This window comes from Hahella sp. NS-SX17 (genome assembly GCF_057367735.1).
The window spans coordinates 2,679,511-2,700,390 of the sequence record NZ_CM170632.1 but is presented as its reverse complement, the minus strand read 5'-3'; the positions used below and the strand labels follow the sequence as shown (position 1 = coordinate 2,700,390).

At 55.0% G+C, this 20,880-nt stretch carries 21 protein-coding genes; 11 read left to right on the top strand and 10 right to left on the bottom strand.

The genetic code is table 11. From position 1 onward, the window contains the following. Nucleotides 1–179: 179 nt before the first annotated feature. Both AC2IBB_RS12230 and AC2IBB_RS12225 read left to right on the top strand, forming a co-directional pair. Nucleotides 180–1,310 (top strand): FIST signal transduction protein, encoded by a 1,131-nt coding sequence (locus AC2IBB_RS12230; protein ID WP_486333127.1) that lies wholly within the window; start codon nucleotides 180–182, stop codon nucleotides 1,308–1,310. Nucleotides 1,311–1,343: 33 nt separating this feature from the next. Next, nucleotides 1,344–3,254: a putative bifunctional diguanylate cyclase/phosphodiesterase gene (locus tag AC2IBB_RS12225; RefSeq protein WP_486333126.1), complete on the top strand. Its 1,911-nt coding sequence runs from the start codon at nucleotides 1,344–1,346 to the stop codon at nucleotides 3,252–3,254. 35 nt (nucleotides 3,255–3,289) lie between these two features. Here AC2IBB_RS12225 and AC2IBB_RS12220 read toward each other — a convergent pair whose 3' ends face one another. Next, on the bottom strand, nucleotides 3,290–4,282 hold the full coding sequence (locus AC2IBB_RS12220; protein ID WP_486333125.1) for a threonine ammonia-lyase: 993 nt from the start codon (nucleotides 4,280–4,282) through the stop codon (nucleotides 3,290–3,292). A gap of 108 nt (nucleotides 4,283–4,390) precedes the next feature. On the opposite strand from AC2IBB_RS12220, the gene AC2IBB_RS12215 reads away from it, so the two are divergent. Then, on the top strand, nucleotides 4,391–5,236 hold the full coding sequence (locus AC2IBB_RS12215; protein WP_486333124.1) for a sulfurtransferase: 846 nt from the start codon (nucleotides 4,391–4,393) through the stop codon (nucleotides 5,234–5,236). Nucleotides 5,237–5,707: 471 nt separating this feature from the next. On the opposite strand, the gene AC2IBB_RS12210 is transcribed toward AC2IBB_RS12215, so the two are convergent. The 9 genes from AC2IBB_RS12210 to urtA all read right to left on the bottom strand — a co-directional run bounded on the left by AC2IBB_RS12210 (nucleotide 5,708) and on the right by urtA (nucleotide 14,252). Beyond that, on the bottom strand, nucleotides 5,708–6,067 hold the full coding sequence (locus AC2IBB_RS12210) for a histone-like nucleoid-structuring protein, MvaT/MvaU family (RefSeq protein WP_486333123.1): 360 nt from the start codon (nucleotides 6,065–6,067) through the stop codon (nucleotides 5,708–5,710). 487 nt (nucleotides 6,068–6,554) lie between these two features. Continuing rightward, nucleotides 6,555–7,130, bottom strand: coding sequence for a hypothetical protein (locus AC2IBB_RS12205; RefSeq protein ID WP_486333122.1), 576 nt, complete (start codon nucleotides 7,128–7,130; stop codon nucleotides 6,555–6,557). Between the two features lie 208 nt (nucleotides 7,131–7,338). Further along, a complete protein-coding gene (locus AC2IBB_RS12200) occupies nucleotides 7,339–7,797 on the bottom strand; it encodes a hypothetical protein (protein ID WP_486333121.1) in 459 nt (152 codons plus the stop codon). Beyond that, on the bottom strand, nucleotides 7,784–8,200 hold the full coding sequence (locus AC2IBB_RS12195) for a hypothetical protein (protein ID WP_486333120.1): 417 nt from the start codon (nucleotides 8,198–8,200) through the stop codon (nucleotides 7,784–7,786). Before AC2IBB_RS12195 ends, AC2IBB_RS12200 begins: the two co-directional genes overlap by 14 nt. A gap of 209 nt (nucleotides 8,201–8,409) precedes the next feature. Further along, the gene (gene urtE / locus AC2IBB_RS12190; protein WP_011398282.1) at nucleotides 8,410–9,105 is read right to left on the bottom strand and encodes an urea ABC transporter ATP-binding subunit UrtE; all 696 of its coding nucleotides are present in this window, start codon (nucleotides 9,103–9,105) and stop codon (nucleotides 8,410–8,412) included. Between the two features lie 53 nt (nucleotides 9,106–9,158). Continuing rightward, a complete protein-coding gene (urtD, locus tag AC2IBB_RS12185; RefSeq protein ID WP_486333119.1) occupies nucleotides 9,159–9,917 on the bottom strand; it encodes an urea ABC transporter ATP-binding protein UrtD in 759 nt (252 codons plus the stop codon). 9 nt (nucleotides 9,918–9,926) lie between these two features. After that, a complete protein-coding gene (gene urtC, locus AC2IBB_RS12180; protein ID WP_486333953.1) occupies nucleotides 9,927–11,174 on the bottom strand; it encodes an urea ABC transporter permease subunit UrtC in 1,248 nt (415 codons plus the stop codon). A 4-nt stretch (nucleotides 11,175–11,178) separates the two neighbouring features. Continuing rightward, nucleotides 11,179–12,858, bottom strand: a complete 1,680-nt coding sequence (urtB, locus tag AC2IBB_RS12175; RefSeq protein ID WP_486333118.1) for an urea ABC transporter permease subunit UrtB — start codon at nucleotides 12,856–12,858, stop codon at nucleotides 11,179–11,181. A 104-nt stretch (nucleotides 12,859–12,962) separates the two neighbouring features. Beyond that, nucleotides 12,963–14,252: an urea ABC transporter substrate-binding protein gene (gene urtA, locus AC2IBB_RS12170; protein WP_486333117.1), complete on the bottom strand. Its 1,290-nt coding sequence runs from the start codon at nucleotides 14,250–14,252 to the stop codon at nucleotides 12,963–12,965. A 457-nt stretch (nucleotides 14,253–14,709) separates the two neighbouring features. Here urtA and AC2IBB_RS12165 point away from each other — a divergent pair, with 457 nt between their 5' ends. The 8 genes from AC2IBB_RS12165 to AC2IBB_RS12130 all read left to right on the top strand — a co-directional run bounded on the left by AC2IBB_RS12165 (nucleotide 14,710) and on the right by AC2IBB_RS12130 (nucleotide 20,736). Next, entirely contained in the window at nucleotides 14,710–15,648 is a 939-nt protein-coding gene (locus tag AC2IBB_RS12165; protein WP_486333116.1) for an urease accessory protein UreD, read from the top strand. Between the two features lie 92 nt (nucleotides 15,649–15,740). Continuing rightward, nucleotides 15,741–16,043, top strand: coding sequence for an urease subunit gamma (ureA, locus tag AC2IBB_RS12160; RefSeq protein ID WP_486333115.1), 303 nt, complete (start codon nucleotides 15,741–15,743; stop codon nucleotides 16,041–16,043). Between the two features lie 20 nt (nucleotides 16,044–16,063). After that, on the top strand, nucleotides 16,064–16,369 hold the full coding sequence (locus AC2IBB_RS12155) for an urease subunit beta (protein WP_486333114.1): 306 nt from the start codon (nucleotides 16,064–16,066) through the stop codon (nucleotides 16,367–16,369). 63 nt (nucleotides 16,370–16,432) lie between these two features. Beyond that, nucleotides 16,433–18,136 carry an urease subunit alpha gene (gene ureC, locus AC2IBB_RS12150; RefSeq protein ID WP_486333113.1) on the top strand — a complete coding sequence of 568 codons (1,704 nt, stop codon included), beginning with the start codon at nucleotides 16,433–16,435 and terminating at the stop codon, nucleotides 18,134–18,136. A 15-nt stretch (nucleotides 18,137–18,151) separates the two neighbouring features. Then, nucleotides 18,152–18,748: an urease accessory protein UreE gene (gene ureE, locus AC2IBB_RS12145; RefSeq protein WP_486333112.1), complete on the top strand. Its 597-nt coding sequence runs from the start codon at nucleotides 18,152–18,154 to the stop codon at nucleotides 18,746–18,748. A gap of 14 nt (nucleotides 18,749–18,762) precedes the next feature. After that, entirely contained in the window at nucleotides 18,763–19,431 is a 669-nt protein-coding gene (locus AC2IBB_RS12140) for an urease accessory protein UreF (protein WP_486333111.1), read from the top strand. Nucleotides 19,432–19,475: 44 nt separating this feature from the next. Next, complete coding sequence (ureG, locus tag AC2IBB_RS12135) at nucleotides 19,476–20,090, top strand: urease accessory protein UreG (RefSeq protein WP_486333110.1); 615 nt, start codon at nucleotides 19,476–19,478, stop codon at nucleotides 20,088–20,090. Between the two features lie 52 nt (nucleotides 20,091–20,142). Next, nucleotides 20,143–20,736 carry a HupE/UreJ family protein gene (locus tag AC2IBB_RS12130; RefSeq protein WP_486333109.1) on the top strand — a complete coding sequence of 198 codons (594 nt, stop codon included), beginning with the start codon at nucleotides 20,143–20,145 and terminating at the stop codon, nucleotides 20,734–20,736. Nucleotides 20,737–20,880: the final 144 nt, after the last annotated feature.

Sequence of the window (20,880 nt, the reverse complement as noted above, 5' to 3'; positions counted from 1 at the left end):
AACCTACTGGCCACCCTATTCTGCTCGTTAATCGGTCGCGGCGGGAAAAACTTTGTAAATTACATTGAGCATTCCTCGCCGCGTTATCTATAGTTAGGATATAAAACATAAACACCTGTCAAAACAGGCAGCGGGCGATCGATCATCATTTACGGGTCATTTGCGCGGTAGTCCTCTAAATGCGAATTCAGCAATTCATCCGGAAAAACGGTCAGTGGATGACGCCCCTCCCAGACCAACCGGACCAGGAAGCGGCCTTGTTGCTTTGCTTCGGTCGGCAATCCCTCCTGTTTTCCAACGACGCTGATTCCGCCTTACGCCGATGTTTCCCAAACGCCCGCATGGTGGGCTGCTCCACCGCTGGCGAGATCATGGGAACCAAAGTGTTGGAGAATACCTTGACCGTCACTGCGCTCAGTTTCTCCCGTGCGACCATCACAGTGGTTTCAAGTCCTGTGCAGGACAGTTCAGACAGTTACAGGGTCGGGCGCGCCGTCGCCCGGCAACTGCCGCAGGAAGGACTGCGCCATGTATTGCTGCTATCGGACGGCTTGACGGTTAATGGCTCTGATTTAGTACAGGGAGCGCTGGAGGCCTTACCACAGAGAGTTAAGATCACGGGCGGCCTGGCGGGCGACTATGAGGATTTCACCGACACGGCCGTCTGGGTCGATACGCCTGCGCACGAGAGAATAGTCGCGGCAATCGGGCTCTACGGAGACTCGCTGCGCATCGGCTACGGCTCAATGGGCGGCTGGGACGCGTTCGGTCCCGACTGGCGCATCAGCAAATCCGAGCGCAACAAATTGTTTGAGCTGGACAAGCACAGCGCACTTTCCCTTTATAAAGACTACTTAGGCGATTACGCTAACGGACTGCCCGCCACCGCGCTGCTGTTTCCCCTACTGGTCAAGCTCGCCGATAATCACTATGTTGTGAGAACCATTCTCGGCATCAATGAGTCAGAGCAGTCCATGACATTCGCCGGCGACATGCCTCAAGGCGCCGCCGCCCGTTTCATGAAGGCCAACTTCGAGCGCCTGGTGGAAGGCGCGGCCTTAGCGGCGGAACAAAGCCGTTTCTCCGGCGGCCGGCAACCGCAATTGGCGTTGCTGGTCAGCTGCGTCGGTCGCAAAATGGTGCTGAAACAGCGCACGGAAGAAGAAGTAGAAAGCGTCCGCGAAGTATTGGGGGCTGGCGCCGCCATATGCGGTTTCTATTCCTATGGCGAAATCAGTCCGGTCATCAACGGGGTCGGCTGCTCCCTGCATAACCAGACAATGACGATTACAACTATCAGCGAAGATTAAGAATGCAATATCAACCAGGCTTGATTACCACCTATGCATAGGCTGCTAGAACGCCAGTTGAAAAAACTTCTGCCCGCCGACTTGCCGACGGAGCGGCTGCGTGCGCTTCTCGACGCCGTCGACGCGGCCTATCTACAGGCTGACGAAGAGCGCAGCATGCTCGAACGCGCTCTGGAGCTGTCTTCGCAAGAGCTCACCAAACGCAATCAGGAGCTAAAGCGGCAATTACAGGAGATCTCCAAGACCAAACAGGAGCTGGAGAATTCAGTTTCACTGCTTAACGCCACCCTCAACTCCACCTGCGACGGTATTATTGTTTTCGACCAGGACAATCTGGTGATCGCCTGCAATAACGTGTTTCTGAAAATGTTCGACATGCAGCAGGAAGTAGCGGAAAACATCAACAAACACCACATCCGTCCCTATTTGCGGGAAAAAGTGAAGAATCTGGATGAGTTGACCCGCCTATGGGAGTTCAATAAGCGTTTCAATCATCGCTCCAGTTATTGTTTGTTGGAAATGAAAGACGGTCGTTTCATCGACTGCTACACCAATCCACGCATTCACGAAGGCAAGGTCCTCGGCAGGGTATGGAGTCTGAGCGACATTACCGAACTCAAGCGCAGTGAGCAGCAGGCCCTGTTTCACTCCTATCACGACAGCCTGACCGGCCTGCCCAATCGCACTTTGTTCCACGAACGCCTCACTCATGCAATCGAGCGACGCGGCGGTCAGCAGCGGGATCTGGCGGTTATGTTTCTGGACCTCGACGGCTTCAAGGACATCAACGACTCAACCGGCCTGGAGACCGGCGACCAGCTGCTGCAAATGGCCGCGCAACGCATCAAAGAAAGCTTGCCGCCGGAAACTACCGTCGCACGGTATGGCGGCGACGAATTCATCGTCCTGCTGGAGAACATCAAAACATCCTTCGAAGCGACCTTGATTTCGGAGCGCCTGCGCTCCGCCATTGATCGCCCTTTTGCTGTTGATGAGCAGACATTTCATCTGACCTGTTCTATCGGCATCGCTCTCTATCCGACCGACAGTCGCGACGCCGACGCGTTGATCCGCAAGGCGGACATGGCGATGAACCACGCCAAAAGTCGCGGGCGCAATAATTGTCAGTTCTTCGCGGACGAGTTCGAAATTCTCACCTCTCATCGCCTGAGGATTCGCAACAACCTCAAGTCGGCGCTGGAAAAGAATGAGTTCAACTTGCTGTATCAGCCGAAAATCGCCCTGCACAGTAATATGATCATCGGCGTCGAAGCGTTGATACGCTGGCGTCGTCCAAGCGGTGAAGTGGTCTCTCCGGCAGAGTTCATCCCCGCGGCGGAAGAAAATGGCCTGATCATCGATATCGGCAACTGGGTTACTGAAGAAGCCTGCAAACAATTACAGCGCTGGGGACGGGAAAACCACCAAGATTTCTCCGTCGCCATCAATATCTCCCCATTCCATTTTCAGCATGCAGATGTCCTGAGCACTATCACTCAGGCTTTACGACGTTATTCGGTTCGCCCTGAGCTGCTGGAAATCGAGCTGACGGAAAGCGCCTTGATGGAGGATATCGAGCATACTATCGAGATACTGGGAGAGCTGCGCAAACTGGGCATCAGTTGTTCGGTAGACGATTTCGGCGCAGGCTATTCCTCTTTGAACTATCTCAAACGGCTGCCGGTGAACACTCTGAAAATCGACAAGATGTTTATCGACGACATCACCAAGTCACAGCGTGATCTGGCGTTGGTCGATACTATGATCAACCTCGCCCACCATTTAGATATGCTGGTCGTTGCGGAAGGCGTAGAAACGGAAGAAACCGTTCATCTGCTCAAGGAGAAGCATTGCGATCTGGCCCAAGGTTACTACTTCAGCCGTCCCGTCAGCGGCAAAATGATCAGCGAAATGCTGACCACACGATTGCAGGATCGCGCCTGACCGCCCCCCCTCTCCTTTTACGCCCCTACTGTCAACTAGAGTTCTTCAGGTCTACCGCTGCGAAAAGCAGATAAGGTGTAGGCCTCTTCCAGTGCGTCCGCCGTCGCCACGCCGCTGCTCATAAACAGCACCACGGTCTTGCTACGAAGTTTTTGCCGGAGCAGATAGGCCGCCATAATAGGGGCGCCGCCCGCCGCATCCACCATTTGCCGGGTATGATGCGCAGCTAGCGCCACCCCTTCGTATAATCGATGTTCCGGCAGCAAAACAAAGTCCGCGAGTAAATCCGCATACAAACTGAAAGGCGTTTCAAAGGCTTTACTCATGCCCAGCTCTTGTGAAAACGTACGGCTCTCCTGACGTTGCAGCGCGCCGGTTTTCCAGGACAAGTAAGCGGCCGGCGCCGACTCCGCCTGCACGCCAATCACTTTTAACTTAGGATTGAGGACGCTCGACGTCGCCAGCGTGGAAGCAATGCATCCGCCCATCCCCACGGAGCCGATCGCCACATCCGCTTCGGGCAATTCTTCGATCACCTCTAGGGCGGCGGTGGCGCAACCATGGATGAACTGCATTTCGTTGGCGGGGTGCACGAAGTAATAATCGCCGTATTCCTCCATGCGACGCGCAATGCGCAACGATTCCGGGAAATCGATGCCGTCAGCAAGGACTTCCGCCCCTTGATCCTGTATCGGCTGAGTCAATGACAGCGGGCTTTTTTCTGGAACCACCACCAATGCGCTCATATTGAACAAGCGGGCGGCGCACGCCAGCGCCAGCCCCGAAGCCCCGTTGGCGGCGGTCACAATGCGGGTGACGCCGTTGCGCCGCAATTCCCACGCAAGATTGACCGCACCGCGTATTTTTTGGCTGGCGGTGGGGTTATGATTCTCGTGTTTGATGTAAATATCCGCGCCAATCAGCCTGGAGAGGCTCTCGTAACGTAACAATTGGGTCGGTTTGAGATTACGCGAAACCGTTTGACGGGCTTTGAATATGTCGCGAATATCAACGACTTGGTCCTTCATAAGTCAGTCTCAGGCAATGTGGGCGATCACTAGCATATACGCAGGCGCGTTCAGGCGCTGTGACTGCATTCAAAGTAAAGAAATGTAACAAGGAGCTAAAGGACATTCATGCTTATTTCCCCTGCATCCCTGCACTCCCATTTGGGCGACGCTAAATATCGCATTATCGATTGCCGCTTCGCGCTGAACGACCCGGAATATGGACGCCTCGCCTATCAGCAGGGTCACATTCCAGGGGCCGTATACGCCGACCTGAACAAGGATCTATCAGCGCCAGTGATTCCCGGTAAAACAGGCCGCCACCCTCTCCCAGAGGTCGAGAAGTTCCTAAGCTGGCTACAACAGGCGGGAATTACCGTTGAAGACACAGTCGTCGCCTATGACGACGGCCCCGGCGCTTACGCATCACGTTTGTGGTGGTTGTTAAAATGGCTTGGACACGAAGACGTGCGCATCCTGGACGGCGGATTAAAAGCCTGGCGCGAAGCGGGCTATCAACTATCTACGGAGCCCACGACGCCAACGCAGGTTGCGCCCTACGTTGCAACGCCCGATGAGCGCCTGCAAGTATCGGCGGAGGAGCTGCACAGCAAGCTGAACGACGCATCGGTCAATATTCTGGACGCCCGCGCCGCGCCGCGATTCGCAGGCGAGATGGAGCCGATAGATCCAGTCGCCGGACACATCCCCAACGCGATCTGCGCCCCCTTTGAAGAAAACCTGACCGCCGAAGGCGTATTCAAACCGGAAGAAGAGTTACGCCGCCGTTTCGCCAACTATTACGCTCACGGCAAAGCCTGGGAAGTCATTTGCTACTGCGGCTCCGGCGTCACCGCCTGCCACAACATCTTCTCCGCCCACCTGGCGGGCTACCCCATGCCCAAACTCTACCCCGGCTCCTGGAGCGAGTGGATCACCGATCCCAATCACCCCATTGCTGTTGGTAACGAATAGCCTTAGCGCAATATAAACACCCCAGCGGCGTCATTGTTTTACAGTGACGCCCTTATTGCTCTCACTTAATACTGGATTGAAACCAGTTATACCGCTTCGCCTTTATATGCTCTCAATGCTTACTTATTGGAGCCCAAACTCACAATGTCAAAGCCGCCCTTTACAACAGGGTAACCTGTGCATCCTATATGTGGGATAGGAAAGAAAAGTGAAAATGAGCTTTCCGATCTTATTCTCTTGGCCAGAAGTATATTGAAATCACTCACTGTCTGCTTTCGCTCTTTAACCTGAAACCTGAGCAGGACGCTTAAACCAGGCGTTTATTATTTAGCCGCTATCAGTCGGGAGAAACAAACGAAAAACGCCTCCATATAGGAGGCGTTTCCGAATAGACTCAGGCAGAAGCTTAGACTTACAGCAAACTCTTAAAAGGATGTATAAGCGCTAACCGATTACAGCCTTATCAAACCATTAAGCAGCCAACCAGCTCTCAACAGTTTCTTTACCGTATTGTTCTTTCCACGCGTTCAGAACTTTGTGGTTACCACCGCGGGTTTCAACTACTTCGCCAGTCTGTGGGTTTTTGTAGACTTTCAAAGGACGCGCGCCACGACGCTTGTCAGAAGCGGAAGCTTTTGCAGGTGCTTTATCGGGGCCCAGTAGGTTCAGCAGCTCGTCGGAAGAAACGTTGTAGCTTTTCATCAGCTCTTCAAGCTGCTTTTTGAATTCCAGACTCTTTTTCAGCTCATCGTCATTTTCCAGCGCTTCCAGTTTCTTTTTCAGCGCTTCAATTTCAGCAAGAGTATTTTCGTAGGCGTTAATCTTTTTCATTTCTTATCCCCAAGTAATTATGAAAATTATTGATTCCGGGCCATTTACAGCCTGACCAATACAATACGAGTTGGAAGCGGAGTATAACGCAAAGTTATTAAGCATCAAGCATTTTCACTTATAAAGTACAATTATTTACTAATAAATAACAATTACGCCATGTTCATCTTGTTTGCCTAACTCTATACGCCTGTATGTTTTATGGACAATAGTGAATTTAAGAATCGATAGCTAACTAGGATCTCAAAGGAATACCACCAAATAAACACGCCACCTGAAAAAGCCAATCGACCTATATACGCCGCCAGCCCTACCTCTGCAGTACCTCCAGTAAGACTATGCTTAAGAAGTGTAGCCTCATATACGCTTCAGCACATACTCCCATAAAGTAACAACGTGGATGGCCACACTATGAAGGATAATGTATTTGACGTTGCGAGGACGCGGGAGAAAGCGATGGGGCCACTGACTCCTGTAACGTCTTTTTTCATTTATTTCTTAACTCGCTAAGAGTCTTGTCCATGCTTTCCATCACTGCTAGCTGTTTATCCATAACCTGAAGTGATCTATGTAGGGGTCCCCTCCGAAATAGGAAGTAAAAGAGAAATATACCCAGCCCCAGCACAAGTACAGGTTGCATAACAGCCTGGATAAACGAGTAACCCCATTCCCTGTCACGCTTGTCCGCCTCGTACCTAAGCCACTCCTCATGCGTCATCCACACATCGACTACGGGGTTAAAGACAAGTTTTCTATTAGTCATAAAGGACTTAATCTCTGGCTCCCGATTCAGCTTGCCTTCCAGTTGTACCTGGAGATTTCCGTATCTATATCCATCTGCGCCATACTCAATGGAAACTGCCGTAATTTCAGCAACGCCATGGAATCCAAAACTGTCGCTATCAAGCTGATATTTTCCATCACCTAATGCACTAAAATTAGTAAATAACTCCTCGTTTTCTTGAATTCTTTCCCATGCTCTGATTAGCTCTTCCTGATTACCAGAGTATCCATGTGAAGTAGAGGAGATTAGCCATACGCAAAGGAATATGAGTTTTTTCATTATGTAAATCGCTTACCTGCTGTTATCAAAGTATCTATCAAAGCATTTCACCGACTTATATACTTGAAACTGGAGTAAATAACAATTTACCTAGCGCAATTTACTAGCGTTTCATGGCTTTTTGATTCGACATAGTAGATCTGGTACCGCCCACACAGGCACAAATGGGACATTGCAGGTTTCCTAAAGAAAATTAACAAGGAAGGGATTACTTCAAACACCACCAAAACCAAAGCCGATATTCCTTGTCGCCTGAAGCGTAGTCTCCGCGTCCGGCCATAATATCCTGCAATCCCTGCATTAGTATCTGAGCGCCCTGTTTCGATATATCCAGACAAGGTTTGTCTTCAGTTTCACTAATGATCCATTGTTCCGCCCTATCCGGCGTATAGATCAGCTTGAGTTTGGGGAAGGTAATAACCAGGTCGCTGCAGTTCGCCACTGCCGCCGCGGCGTCAGGTCTACTTAAAGTTAGAGTGCGATATAAAAAATCATTAGCCTGAGCGCATTGCCCCAATAACTGCAAAAGTGAATTGGCGCCGGATGCATCCGCGCTCAAATGCCAGCCGGCGTAGTCGCTGGGGTTGGTTTTATAGCGCCAGAAATATATTTCTCCCTGCTGGCGCCATGAATAAAGACCCGTCGTTGTCGATTTATTCTGCTTCATCTTCTCTATGGGCGATAATCAAGTCGTTCACATCATCACATAGCTTCTTAAAGCTTTCCACTATCGCCGTGCCGCCGACTTCAATGTAGTAAACCGGGCATTTTCCATCTCCCGCGTTTTCAATATCGAGAAACAGCATGCTTTCCGGTTGCGCGATGACATCCAGATCGCCCACTTCAAAGTCGCCTTCAAGAAAGCCGGTCACTAGAAATGGAATCTTAGTGTCTAAATCCAGATTCTCAGGCATGCCGTCGCAGAATAAGTCATCAAAAAAACTCTCCGCGTCGTCTTCATCCACCTGGGAGAGATCGAAAACCATCGCATTACGGGCCTCACCTTCTATTTCGACAGTAACGGGACGCCACATCAAATCCGAATACTTTGCATAGATGCTTCTTAACATGTCTTCACCTCTAACCTTGGAAATGAGAAATAACACCGTTCTAACGCGTTACCATTTCCCTATGGGTCAAAGCGAAACGAATCTATATAAGAGTAGAGTATGTCAGGGATTTCTTTATATGAAACTTTAATGGCTAAACGCAGGGGCGCCGCCTGAGCAGGATATGACGCGCAGGCAGTAGACGTCATACTCATCCCTGAGTCAGTTCTTCACACCGTCATATACCCTCTGACCTGCTCTTTATCCATGTCCGCTTTCTGGCCGGACAGGACAACGGAGCCGCGATCCAGTACGGCGTAGTTGTCGGCGAGTTCGTAGGCGAAGTCGAGGTACTGTTCGATCAGCACAATGGCCATGTCGCCCCTGTCGCGCAGCCTGCCGATGACGCTCTGGATATCCTTGATAATGGACGGCTGGATGCCTTCCGTCGGCTCGTCCAACATCAGGAGTTTGGGACGGGTGACCAGAGCGCGGGCGATGGCGAGCTGCTGTTGCTGTCCGCCAGAAAGATCGCCGCCACGGCGTTTCAGCATACTTTTCAACACAGGAAACAGTGTAAAAATTTCCTCCGGTATGCTGCGCTGACTGCGAGGAATAGCGGCGAAGCCGGTTTTCAGATTCTCCAGCACCGTGAGCTGGGAGAATATCTCGCGCCCCTGGGGCACATAGGCGATGCCCAGTTTGGCGCGATCATGGGGAGAGAGTCGCGCAATATCGCGCCCCTGCCAGAGCACCGCGCCTTTTTTGACGGGATGGCGACCGGACAATGCCCGCAGCAGCGATGTCTTACCGACCCCGTTGCGACCCAGAATGCAGGACACCTTGCCCGCCTCCGCTTCCATACTGACGCCATATAAGGCCTGACTGGCGCCGTAAAACAAGTCTACGTTCTGTACGTTCAACATATGACATTACTCGATTATTCTGTCGCTGTTAGGTCCAGGGGGTTGATTTATCGTTACCGCCCCAGATAAACCTCAATCACCTGCTGATTCTTCTGCACCTGATCCAGCGAACCCTCAGCCAGAACGCGCCCTTCGTGCAGCACGGTGACTTTGCATTGCAGGGCGCGCACAAAATCCATGTCGTGCTCCACCACCACCAGGGAATGCTGCTTGGAGACGGCTTTGAACAACTCGGCGGTTTTTTCGGTTTCCACGTCAGTCATTCCCGCCGCCGGCTCATCAATCAGCAGCAACTCCGGTCCCTGTATCAGCAACATGCCAATCTCCAGCCATTGCTTCTGACCGTGAGACAAGGCGCCGGCGAGTTCGTCCGCCCTGGCGCTGAGATCCACCAGCGTCAGGATTTCATCAATGCGGGTTTTCTGCGCCTTACTGAGTCGATGGAAGAAGGCCTCATACACCTTTCGGCCGCCTTGCAGCGCCAGTTCCAGGTTTTCAAACACTGTCAGCGATTCAATCACCGTCGGCTTCTGAAATTTGCGGCCGACGCCCATATTGGCGATTTCAGCCTCGTCATGCTGAGTCAGGTCGATGTTATTGTTGAATAGCACCTGGCCGGTGTCTGGCCGCGTCTTGCCGGTAATCACATCCATCATGGTGGTCTTACCTGCGCCATTCGGACCAATAATCGCGCGCAGCTCCCCCGGCGCCAGAATCAATGACAGACTGTTCAGCGCCTTGAAACCATCAAAGCTGACGGAAACGCCGTTTAAATAAAGAATGCTGGGTTGTTCCAGATGTTTTGCTTGCATGGGCTTTCCTTATGAACTGGGACTGACTTCAACCGGCTTGCCGGAGTGGCGTTCAGACGCGACAGGACGCAAAGATCCGTCCGTATCCGACAACAACGGCTCAGTTCCAGAAAGCTCGCTGGAATCACTCGCCCGTTCCGGTTGCTTTCGCCTCGCTGATTCGCCACCCAGCCGGACACGCTCAAACAACCCCACCAGACCTTTGGGCAGAAACAACGTCGTGACCACGAATAAGGCGCCCAGGCAGTACAGCCAAAGCTCAGGAAACGCCCCCGTGAAATAACTTTTCGCGTAGTTCACCGCGATCGCTCCAATGACTGCGCCGTACAGCGTGCCGCGCCCGCCTACAGCCACCCAGATAATGATCTCGATGGAGTTGATGGGGGAAAACTCGCCAGGATTAATAATGCCCACCTGAGGGACATAAAGAGCGCCGGCAATTCCCGCGAGCACCGAGGAGACGACGAATACAAAGAGTTTGTATTTATCCACCCGATACCCCAAGAACCGCGTGCGCGCTTCCGCGTCGCGCACCGCCACCAACACACGTCCGAGTTTGGAGTTAACGATGCGGCGGCAGAGAACATAGCCCAGCATGAGCGACACGGCGGAGGCAATGAACAGGCCGCAGCGAGTGGCGTCCGATTGCAGGTTGAAGCCCAGCAGATCCTTGAAATCCGTCAACCCGTTATTGCCGCCGAAGCCCATATCGTTGCGGAAAAACGCCAGCATCAGGGCGTAAGTCAGCGCCTGGGTAATAATGGAGAGATAAACGCCGGTGACCCGCGAACGAAACGCCAGCCAGCCGAACACAAACGCCAGCAGTCCCGGCGCCAACGCCACCATCAGCATGGCGAACCCAAAGTTATCGAAACCCTGCCAATACCAGGGCAACTCTTTCCAGTTCAAAAACACCATGAAGTCCGGCAATAGCGGGTCGCCGTACACGCCACGCTCGCCGATCTGACGCATCAGATACATCCCCATCGCATAACCGCCCAGGGCGAAAAAAGCGCCGTGTCCCAGACTGAGAATTCCGCAGTATCCCCAAATCAGGTCAACCGCCAGCGCCAAGAGGGCATAGCAGAGGTACTTTCCAAGCAATGTCACCGTGTAAGTGGACACGTGCAGCGCCGAGCCCGGCGCCATGGTCAGATTCAACAGCGGTACGAACACCGCCAGCGCAGCCAGCGCCAACAACAGATAGCGCCCGCCTTTATCATTCATTAGAAACCGAGTGAGAGGTCCTAACTGCATCATATCAGCCCTCCACCGCGCGGCCCTTGAGAGCGAACATGCCCCGCGGGTATTTCTGGATAAACAGTATGATGAAAACCAGCACCAGGATTTTCGCCAGCACCGCGCCGGCGAAGGGCTCCAACAGTTTATTGGCTACGCCCAACGACATGGCGCCGACAAATGTGCCCATAAGATTGCCCACGCCGCCGAACACCACCACCATGAAAGAATCAATAATGTACGCCTGCCCCAGGTTAGGGCCGACATTGGTCAACTGACTCAACGCCACGCCGGCGATACCGGCGATGCCGGAGCCCAGACCAAAGGTCAGCGCATCCAGCCAGCCGGTGCGAATCCCCATGGAGCTGGCCATGGGCCGGTTTTGCGTCACCGCCCGCATTTGCAGACCGAACTGGGTTTTACGCAGCAACGCCGCCAACGCCAATAGCACCAGAATGCTGAAAATGATGATGTACAGACGGTTGTAGGTCAGCGACAGCGCGCCATTGATTTCAATAGAGCCCGACATCCAGCCTGGCGTGGTGACGGACTGATTCAACGACCCGAAGATAGTTCTCACCAGTTGCTGCAGGCACAAGCTGATGCCGAAAGTGGCCAGCAGAGTTTCCAGGGGTCGGCCGTATAGAAAACGGATCACGCCGCGCTCGATCAGGACGCCCGCCAGCCCCGACACCAGAAACGCGGCAGGGATAGCGACCAATAAAGAGTACTCAATATGGTTCGGCATCCATTGCTGAATCACAAAGGTCGTATAAGCCCCCAGCATGATCATTTCACCATGCGCCATATTGATCACGCCCATCACGCCAAAGGTGATGGCGAGCCCTACCGCCGCCAGCAACAGCACAGCGCCCAGGCTGATGCCAAAATAAACGTTTTCGACGCCTTTATTGAAGGCGACCAGACTTTCTATCGACGCCAACGCGTCCTGCGCCGCCTGCCTCACTGCCGGGTCCGGCTCCAGGAATTCGCCCTGGCCATCCGTGTTCAAAAAGCTGCGCAACAGAGAGCGCACCTCCACAAACAGCTCACCCTGCAATTGTTCTATCGCCGCCACTCTATCCTGTGTTGTCTCGCCATGGCGCGCCTGCAGCATGGCCAGATCGACAGATAACAGCTCTTGAACGGAGGGGTCTTGCTCTTTTTCCAGCGCGCGCTGCAGTAGAGGAATATTGCTCGCGTCATCGGATTTCATCATATTGCGCGCCGCCGTCAGACGCACATTCACATCCGGCGCACGCAACTGCAGCGCCGCCAGATTTTCCCGCAGCAACTGCCGCAAGGAGTTATTCACACTGATCTTCTTGAACGCGCGCTTCTCAACGTCCTCCGTCACCTCGCCGGTCAGCGCGTTTTGCGCAGTATAAAGATCATTGGCGTAGCGCAAGATAACCACCTCGCCCTCGCCTTTTTTGGCGTATTGCAGATCGCCTTCCAGCAGCGCGCTGAGAATGGGAGCGACCAAGGGATCATCGATCTCGCTTAATTCGCTGACGAGCTGTTCTTTTTCAGCAAAGCTCGCCGTCTTTAATTGGGTAAGAATGGGTTCCAGGCGGGCGTCAGCAGGTTCCGCCTGTGCGCCGGAACCCAGCATGCACGTACATATCATTAACAGCGCGCAGCCCAGTCTTACAAAACTCAGCCGCGGGCTTGGGGAAAACAGGAGGGAAAGTCGTCGCATGGGTTACTCTTTCCGTAGCGGTTTACGTCCTGCGGAAGTCTGCGCTGCGACGCTGGTCATAGCCGGCGCCACAGCCACTTCCGCGATGGGATGGACGTGATCGATTAATAGTTTTGCCCAGAGCACTTACCGGTTTTGACGTTGTAGTTGCCGCAGCTCAAAGGCAGGGTCCAGTCCGCCGTCAGGTCTTTGCTGCCTGGCAGATAGTCGGACCAGGCGTCGCCCATGACAGCGCCGGATGTGCGCCACACGGTTTCAAACTGACCGTCTTCCTGAATTTCACCGATCAGCACCGGCTTGGTGATATGGTGGTTCGGCATCATAGTGGCGTAGCCGCCGGACAGGTTAGGCACCGTGACGCCGACAATCGCCTGCCCTACCACGTCAGGGTCAGTGGTCCCGGCTTTTTTGACCGCTTCCGCCCACATGTTGAAGCCGATGAAGTGCGCTTCCATGGGGTCGTTGGTGACGCGCTTTTTATCCTTGATAAAGGTCTTCCAGGAATCGATGAAATCATCGTTGACTTCAGCGTCCACGCTCATGAAGTAGTTCCAGGCCGCCAAGTGGCCGACCAGAGGCTTGGTGTCCAGGCCGGACAACTCTTCTTCACCGACCGAAAACGCCACAACCGGGATGTCTTCCGCAGAAATGCCCTGGTTGCCCAGTTCTTTATAGAAAGGCACGTTGGCGTCACCGTTGATGGTGGAGACCACTGCGGTCTTCTTGCCGGCGGAGCCGAACTTTTTGATGTCGGACACGATGCTCTGCCAGTCGGAATGCCCGAAAGGCGTGTAGTTGATCAGGATGTCTTCCTGTTTGACGCCTTTCGATTTCAGGTAGGCTTCCAGGATTTTGTTGGTGGTGCGCGGATACACATAGTCAGTGCCCGCCAGCACCCAGCGCTTCACGCCCAGCTCATTCATCAGATAGTCGACCGCAGGCACAGCTTGCTGGTTAGGCGCGGCGCCGGTATAGAAAACGTTCTTGGAGGATTCTTCCCCTTCGTATTGCACCGGATAGAACAACAGGCCGTTCAGCTCTTCAAACACCGGCAATACGGATTTGCGCGAGACGGAGGTCCAGCAGCCGAACACCACGTCCACTTTGTCTTTTTCCAACAGCTCGCGCGCTTTCTCTGCGAACAGCGGCCAGTTGGAAGCGGGATCAACCACGACGGCTTCCAGCTTCTTGCCAAGCAGGCCGCCCTTCTTGTTTTGCTCATCCACGAGCATGAGAACTGTATCCTTCAGAGTTGTCTCGCTGATAGCCATGGTTCCGCTCAGGCTGTGCAGAACGCCCACCTTAATGGTATCCGCCGCCTGCGCCAGGGAGGCGCTGATTGAAAGGGCCAACGCGCTCAAACCAATCCCAACACGCCTAGACATTTTTTTCATTGTACGAACTCCGATACGGGTTAATGTTGTGAGTTTCTCCCGTCGCAAAGCAACGCACGCAGTGTTCCACCACTTTTTTATCTCTTTTTTTTCATAACGTTACATTTGAAAACCCAATGATACGTAGTTTTACGGAGCCCCCATTCGCACCAGTGTGACCCATGTCTCAAGCATGGGGGCACAATATCGGGGCGCGCCCCAAAAATGTCTGACGACCCACTTAAGGCGCGCCAAGCCCATGAACCAAAGCGGTGCAGAAACAAAGCCGCTGAACGCTTTTAAACCACCGCCTCCGCCCTGTCAGCGCCAAAGTGGCGAGGGGTTGGCACAGCATTCGCTTAATGACTTGCCACAACGAGACAGAAACGAGCGCGTCCACGCATTGTTTCAGGGCGCAGCAGGTAAGAAGAAAGTCGCGGACAGAAGTCGCGACCTCAGCGTAAAGGTACGCAGCGTAATGCTTGCAGAGCAATTCACTGATAAAAACAAGCAGACGGAGCAGGAATTGAGTCCTGACTCTTCCGCCGCCACCGGCGCCAGAAACTGGCGGGCGTCGCTCACATTAAACCTGACTAAAGAGTCAAATCGCACCATATTGAAGCAAGCCGTCCACCAGGGCCCTCTGCGGGTGCAACGACCGTTTTATCCAGAAGGCGCGCAACGACCCCACATCTATATATTGCATCCTCCCGGCGGTCTGGTTTGCGGGGATGAAATCGAAATTAACGCCAGAGTGGAGCATGGCGCGAGCGCGTTGTTCACTACCCCTTCCGCTGGCAAAACCTATCGCACGGACGCGGCCGGACACCGGCAATGTCAGACCGTTCGGCTGCACTGCGCCGACGCGGACAGCCTGGAATGGCTGCCCCAGGAAAACATCATTTACGACGGCGCCGAAGGCGCGCAGACCTTACGGTTGCAGACCAGCGCCGCCAGCCGCTTCATTGCCTGGGAAATCACCGCCTTGGGACGCCCGGCGGCGGACGCCCCCTTCGCTCATGGAGCCTTCACCCAGACCACCCAGATTCTGCGTGAGGGCGCGCCCTGTTTCTTCGAGCGGGTCGCGTTGCGCGGCGAGGGCCCTGGGTTTAAAGAGCCCTGGGGACTGCAGGGAAAACAGGTTTACGGATCGCTGCTCGCCGGATACGTGCAGGATTCGCCGCAAAAGCTGCTGCAACAGTGCCGCGAAGCGTTACAGACAAATACAGTCATCGCCGCCCTTATCGTAAACAAAGACCTGCGCTGGACCCTGACGCGCAAGGACGACCTGATCATTCTGCGCGCGCTGTGCCAGCAGTCGGAGCCCATCAAGCGGTTGTTTATGGCGGCGTGGTCCCTGTTGCGTCCAGCCTTAATCGGCGTGGAAAGCCATCCACCGCGAATCTGGGCGACCTGACGCCGACCCGCTTTGAGGCGATAGCTGATGACGGCTCAAAACTCAGCAATCGAACAATAAAAGTAACCGCAAGATAAAAGAGGAAGTTCACGATGGAACTCACCCCTAGAGAGAAAGACAAACTGCTGCTGTACACCGCCGCACTGGTGGCGGAGCGTCGTAAAGCGCGGGGATTGAAACTGAATTACCCGGAGGCGATGGCCTACCTGAGCATGGAAATCGTGGAAGGCGCCCGGGATGGCCGCAGCGTAGCGGAGCTGATGGCATACGGTCGCACGCTGCTGACGCGGGATGACGTCATGGACGGCATACCGGAAATGATTACAGAGGTGCAGGTGGAAGCCACTTTCCCGGACGGCACCAAACTGGTCACGGTCCACAACCCTATCCCTTAATCGCAGATGGAGATCCAGTCATGATTCCAGGAGAAATAGACGCCCTCCCCGGCAATATCGAAATCAACGCCGGCCTGCTGACTATTACCGTGGAAGTCACCAATACCGGCGACCGGCCGGTGCAAGTGGGCTCCCATTATCACTTCTTTGAAACCAACCCCGCGCTGTCCTTTTCGCGAGAGCAGGCGCGCGGCTTCCGCCTGAATATCGCCGCCGGAACCGCCGTACGCTTTGAGCCCGGACAAACTCGCACGGTGGAGTTGGTCGCCCTGGGTGGCGAGCGCAAGGTTTACGGTTTCCGCGGCGATGTCATGGGCGACTTATGACGACGCCCGGCGCGACAAAAATAAGGCAGCACGCAAACAGGTTACATAGCAGGACTTATCACCATGGCAAAGATTTCTAGAGCCGCCTACGCCGACATGTTCGGGCCAACCGTAGGCGATCGGGTGCGCCTGGGCGACACCGAATTATGGATTGAAGTGGAAAAAGATTACGCCGCCTACGGCCACGAAGTGAAATTCGGCGGCGGCAAGGTTATCCGTGACGGTATGGGACAGTCGCAACGTCCTAATACAGAAGCGGTGGACACCGTTATCACCAATGCGCTGATTCTTGACCACTGGGGCATCGTCAAGGCGGACATCGGGCTCAAGCAGGGTCGTATCGCCGCCATCGGCAAAGCGGGCAACCCGGATATTCAGGACAACATCGACATTATTATCGGCCCCGGCACGGAAGTTATCGCTGGCGAAGGCATGATCGCCACCGCCGGCGGCATCGACGCCCACATACATTTCATCTGTCCGCAGCAAATCGAAGAAGCGTTGATGTCCGGCGTCACCACCATGCTGGGCGGCGGCACCGGTCCCGCCACCGGCACCAACGCCACCACCTGCACCCCCGGTCCCTGGCATATGGGCAAGATGCTGCAGGCGGCCGACGCCTTTCCCATGAACCTGGGTTTTCTCGGCAAAGGCAACGCCAGCCTGCCGGCGGCGCTGGAAGAGCAGATGCTCGCCGGCGCCATGGGATTGAAGCTGCATGAGGACTGGGGCGCCACACCAGCCTCCATCGACAACTGCCTGAATATCGCCGAAAAGTACGATGTGCAGGTAGCCATTCACACCGACACGCTGAATGAGTCTGGTTTTGTGGAGGATACGCTGGCGGCGTTCAAAGGGCGCACCATCCATACCTATCACACCGAAGGCGCCGGCGGCGGTCATGCGCCTGACATTATCAAGGCCTGCGGCGAACTGAACGTGCTGCCCTCCTCCACCAATCCCACCCGGCCCTACACCATCAATACAGTGGACGAGCATCTGGACATGCTGATGGTGTGCCACCATCTGGACCCAGATATCCCAGAAGACGTCGCCTTCGCCGACTCACGCATCCGTAAGGAAACCATCGCCGCGGAAGACATCCTGCACGATCTTGGCGCATTCAGCATGATCTCCTCCGACTCTCAGGCCATGGGCCGGGTTGGCGAAGTGGTCTGCCGCACCTGGCAGACCGCGCATAAGATGAAGGTGCAGCGCGGCCCATTGGCGCAGGACTCTGAGCGCACCGACAACTTTCGCGCCAAACGCTACATCGCCAAATACACCATCAATCCCGCTATCGCCCACGGCATCGCCCACGAAGTGGGATCGCTGGAGCCCGGCAAGCTTGCGGATATTATTTTATGGCGACCGGCTTTCTTTGGGGCCAAACCCTCCCTAATCATCAAAGGCGGTATGATCGCCGCCGCTCCCATGGGCGACGCCAACGCATCCATCCCGACGCCACAGCCGGTGCACTATCGCCCCATGTTCGGCGCCTTCGGTCAGGCCATGCAGCAGACCCGCCTCACCTTTGTCTGCCAGGCCGCTCTGGATAACGGAGTGAAAGAGCTGTTCGGTTTGCAGTCCACGCTCAGCGCCTGTCGCAACACCCGCACCGTCACCAAAAAGAGCATGGTGCTGAACGACCTGACGCCGCAGATGGAAGTGGATTCGCAAACCTATGAAGTGCGCGCCAACGGCGAGCTGCTGGTCTGTGAGCCCGCGAAAGTGCTGCCCCTGGCGCAGCGTTATTTTCTCTTCTAAAAGCGGAGGCGCAGCATGATTCGCATCACCGAACGCTATATCGAGACCGAACAGACGCCCGCCATCGCTGGCGTCATCAGCCTGACTTACGATGAACGCAAACGCGGCCGCCTGCGCGCCCAAACCCAGTCTGGAGAAGACGTCGGACTGTTTCTGGAACGCGGCAAAACCCTGCTGGACGGCGACCTGCTGCTGGCGGAAAACGGAAATGTCTACACCATCAGCGCCGCGCCGGAAACCGTCGCCACCGCGCAGGCCAGCGAAGCGCGTCAATTTGCGCAAATTTGCTATCACCTGGGCAACCGACATACGCCGCTACAGATTGGCCAACTCTGGGTACGCTTCCAACCGGACCATGTTCTGGAGGATCTGTGCCGCCTGTATGGACTGGAAGTCGTGCGAGAATCCGCGCCATTCAACCCTGAAAACGGAGCCTATGGTGGACATGGCGGACATGGCGGACATGGCGGACATCATCATGGCCACGACCACGCTCACGATCAGAGTCGCCACGACGCCAGAGAGCTCAGTGCGCGCTACCATTTTCACGGGCCGGATCATGAACATCCACATGATCATGTTCACCTTCATTCGCACCCTCACGAGCATTAAAGGACTTGCCGCCCATGCCGCCTTTAGCGTTGCTGAAACTCATGAACCTGACCAGTCCGGCCTTACCTGTGGGCGCCTTCGCCTACTCGCAGGGCTTGGAGTGGGCCATTGATCACGGCGGCGTCGACACGCCGGAAAAAATCCACGACTGGCTGCAGGGCGTGATCAGCCAGGGACTCGGAAAAACCGATCTGCCGGTGTTGTTCAAGTTACTGCAGGCCTGGCGCGCCAATGACCACGAACAAATCACCTATTGGAACGCCTGGCTGCTCGCCGCTCGCGAAACCCAGGAGTTGCTGGACGAAGACCGCCATGTGGGCAAAGCCCTGGCAAAGCTTCTGCGAGATTTGGGCGTCCCCGGCGCGGAGCCCTGGCTGGAGCGACCGGCGTCCCTGTTGACCTTGTGGACGCTGGCCTGCGCGCATTGGGACATTGATGCGGAGAACGCCGCCCTGGGATTTCTGTGGAGCTGGCTGGAAAACCAGATCGCCGTGGCGGGAAAGACACTGCCGCTGGCGCAGACGGCGGCGCAGCGCATATTGCAGCGACTGATGCCCATTCTGACGGAAACAGTTACAGCCGCAACGCAGATAAAAGAAGAAAATTTCGGCGCGTCCCTGCCCGGCTGGGCCATGGCCTGCGCCCAACACGAAACACAATACTCGCGCCTGTTCCGGTCCTGAACAGGCGCGCAGGACAATAAACATCATCTGGAGGTAACGCTTATATGAGCACACAAACTTTGCGCGTCGGCATCGGCGGCCCAGTGGGTTCCGGCAAAACCGCGCTGGTGGCCCGTCTGTGCCAGGAGCTGCGGGAACGCTTTAATATCGCCGTGGTCACCAACGATATCTATACGGAAGAAGACGCCCAGTTTCTGATCCGCATTCAGGCGCTCACCGAAGACCGCATCATTGGAGTGGAAACCGGCGGCTGTCCTCATACCGCCATTCGGGAGGACGCCTCCATGAACCTCGCCGCCATCGACACCCTGACGGCGCGCCATCCCGGGCTCGACCTGGTGTTGGTGGAAAGCGGCGGCGATAACCTGAGCGCCACGTTCAGCCCGGAGCTATCCGACCTCACTTTGTATGTCATCGATGTTTCCGCCGGCGATAAAATTCCCCGCAAAGGCGGCCCAGGCATCACCAAGTCCGACCTGTTGATTATCAACAAGACCGATCTGGCGCCAATCGTAGGCGCCTCATTAGAGGTCATGGATCGCGACGCCAGGAAAATGCGCGGTGACAAACCCTTTATTTTCAGTAATATGAAGTCCGGCGAAGGTCTGCAGGACATCATCAGTTTTATTATTGACCAAGGTATGCTGCAAGCGGCTTAACGTTCCAAACGGACGGCGACACAGCACTCATTTCCAACAAGGGAGCAGATAAATGCGATTCACCAAAGCTCAATTTCTACTACTCACCACCGGCCTGGGCGCCTCCATGGCGGCATTCGCCCACCCGGGACACGGCGTCGTCGGCGGATTTTTCTCAGGATTGACTCACCCTATTTTCGGCCTGGATCACCTGGTCGCCATGCTGGGCGTGGGCTTCCTGGCTTGGAAAACCGGCCAGAAAGCACGCCTGCTGCTGGCGTTTCTGGGCGCCATGCTGGCTGGTGGCCTACTGGCGGCGTCAAGCGTGAGCCTGCCCATTCCTGAAGCCATGATCACCGCTTCTTTGTTCGTACTGGGCGCGGCGCTGCTGGTGGCTGGAAACAGCCGTTTGCTGTCGCTGGCGGCGGCTCCGCTGGTCGCTTTGTTTGCGATTTTCCATGGCTACGCCCACGTTGCTGAACAGCCTGCCGGCGCTGATTCTTTCAGCTACGTCAGCGGATTTATTCTGGCGACAGCGATGATTCAGCTGGTTGGCTGGGGCGTTGCGGCGCTGGCTAAACGTTATGAAAAGACCAACGCCACCCGCAAAACCCTTGGCGCTGGCGCCATCGCCACCGGCGTCGCTGCGGTGGCTTCTGCGTTCTGATATTGAGCGATTGCTGCGTCCGTGCTGGCGGTTATCCACGGACGCACTTTTCTCAACCACACCCATCCCTCGACGACACAGACGCCAACTAACCCTCTATAAAATCAGCGTTGGCGTTTCCTTCAATTTTTTCCTATGTTATTA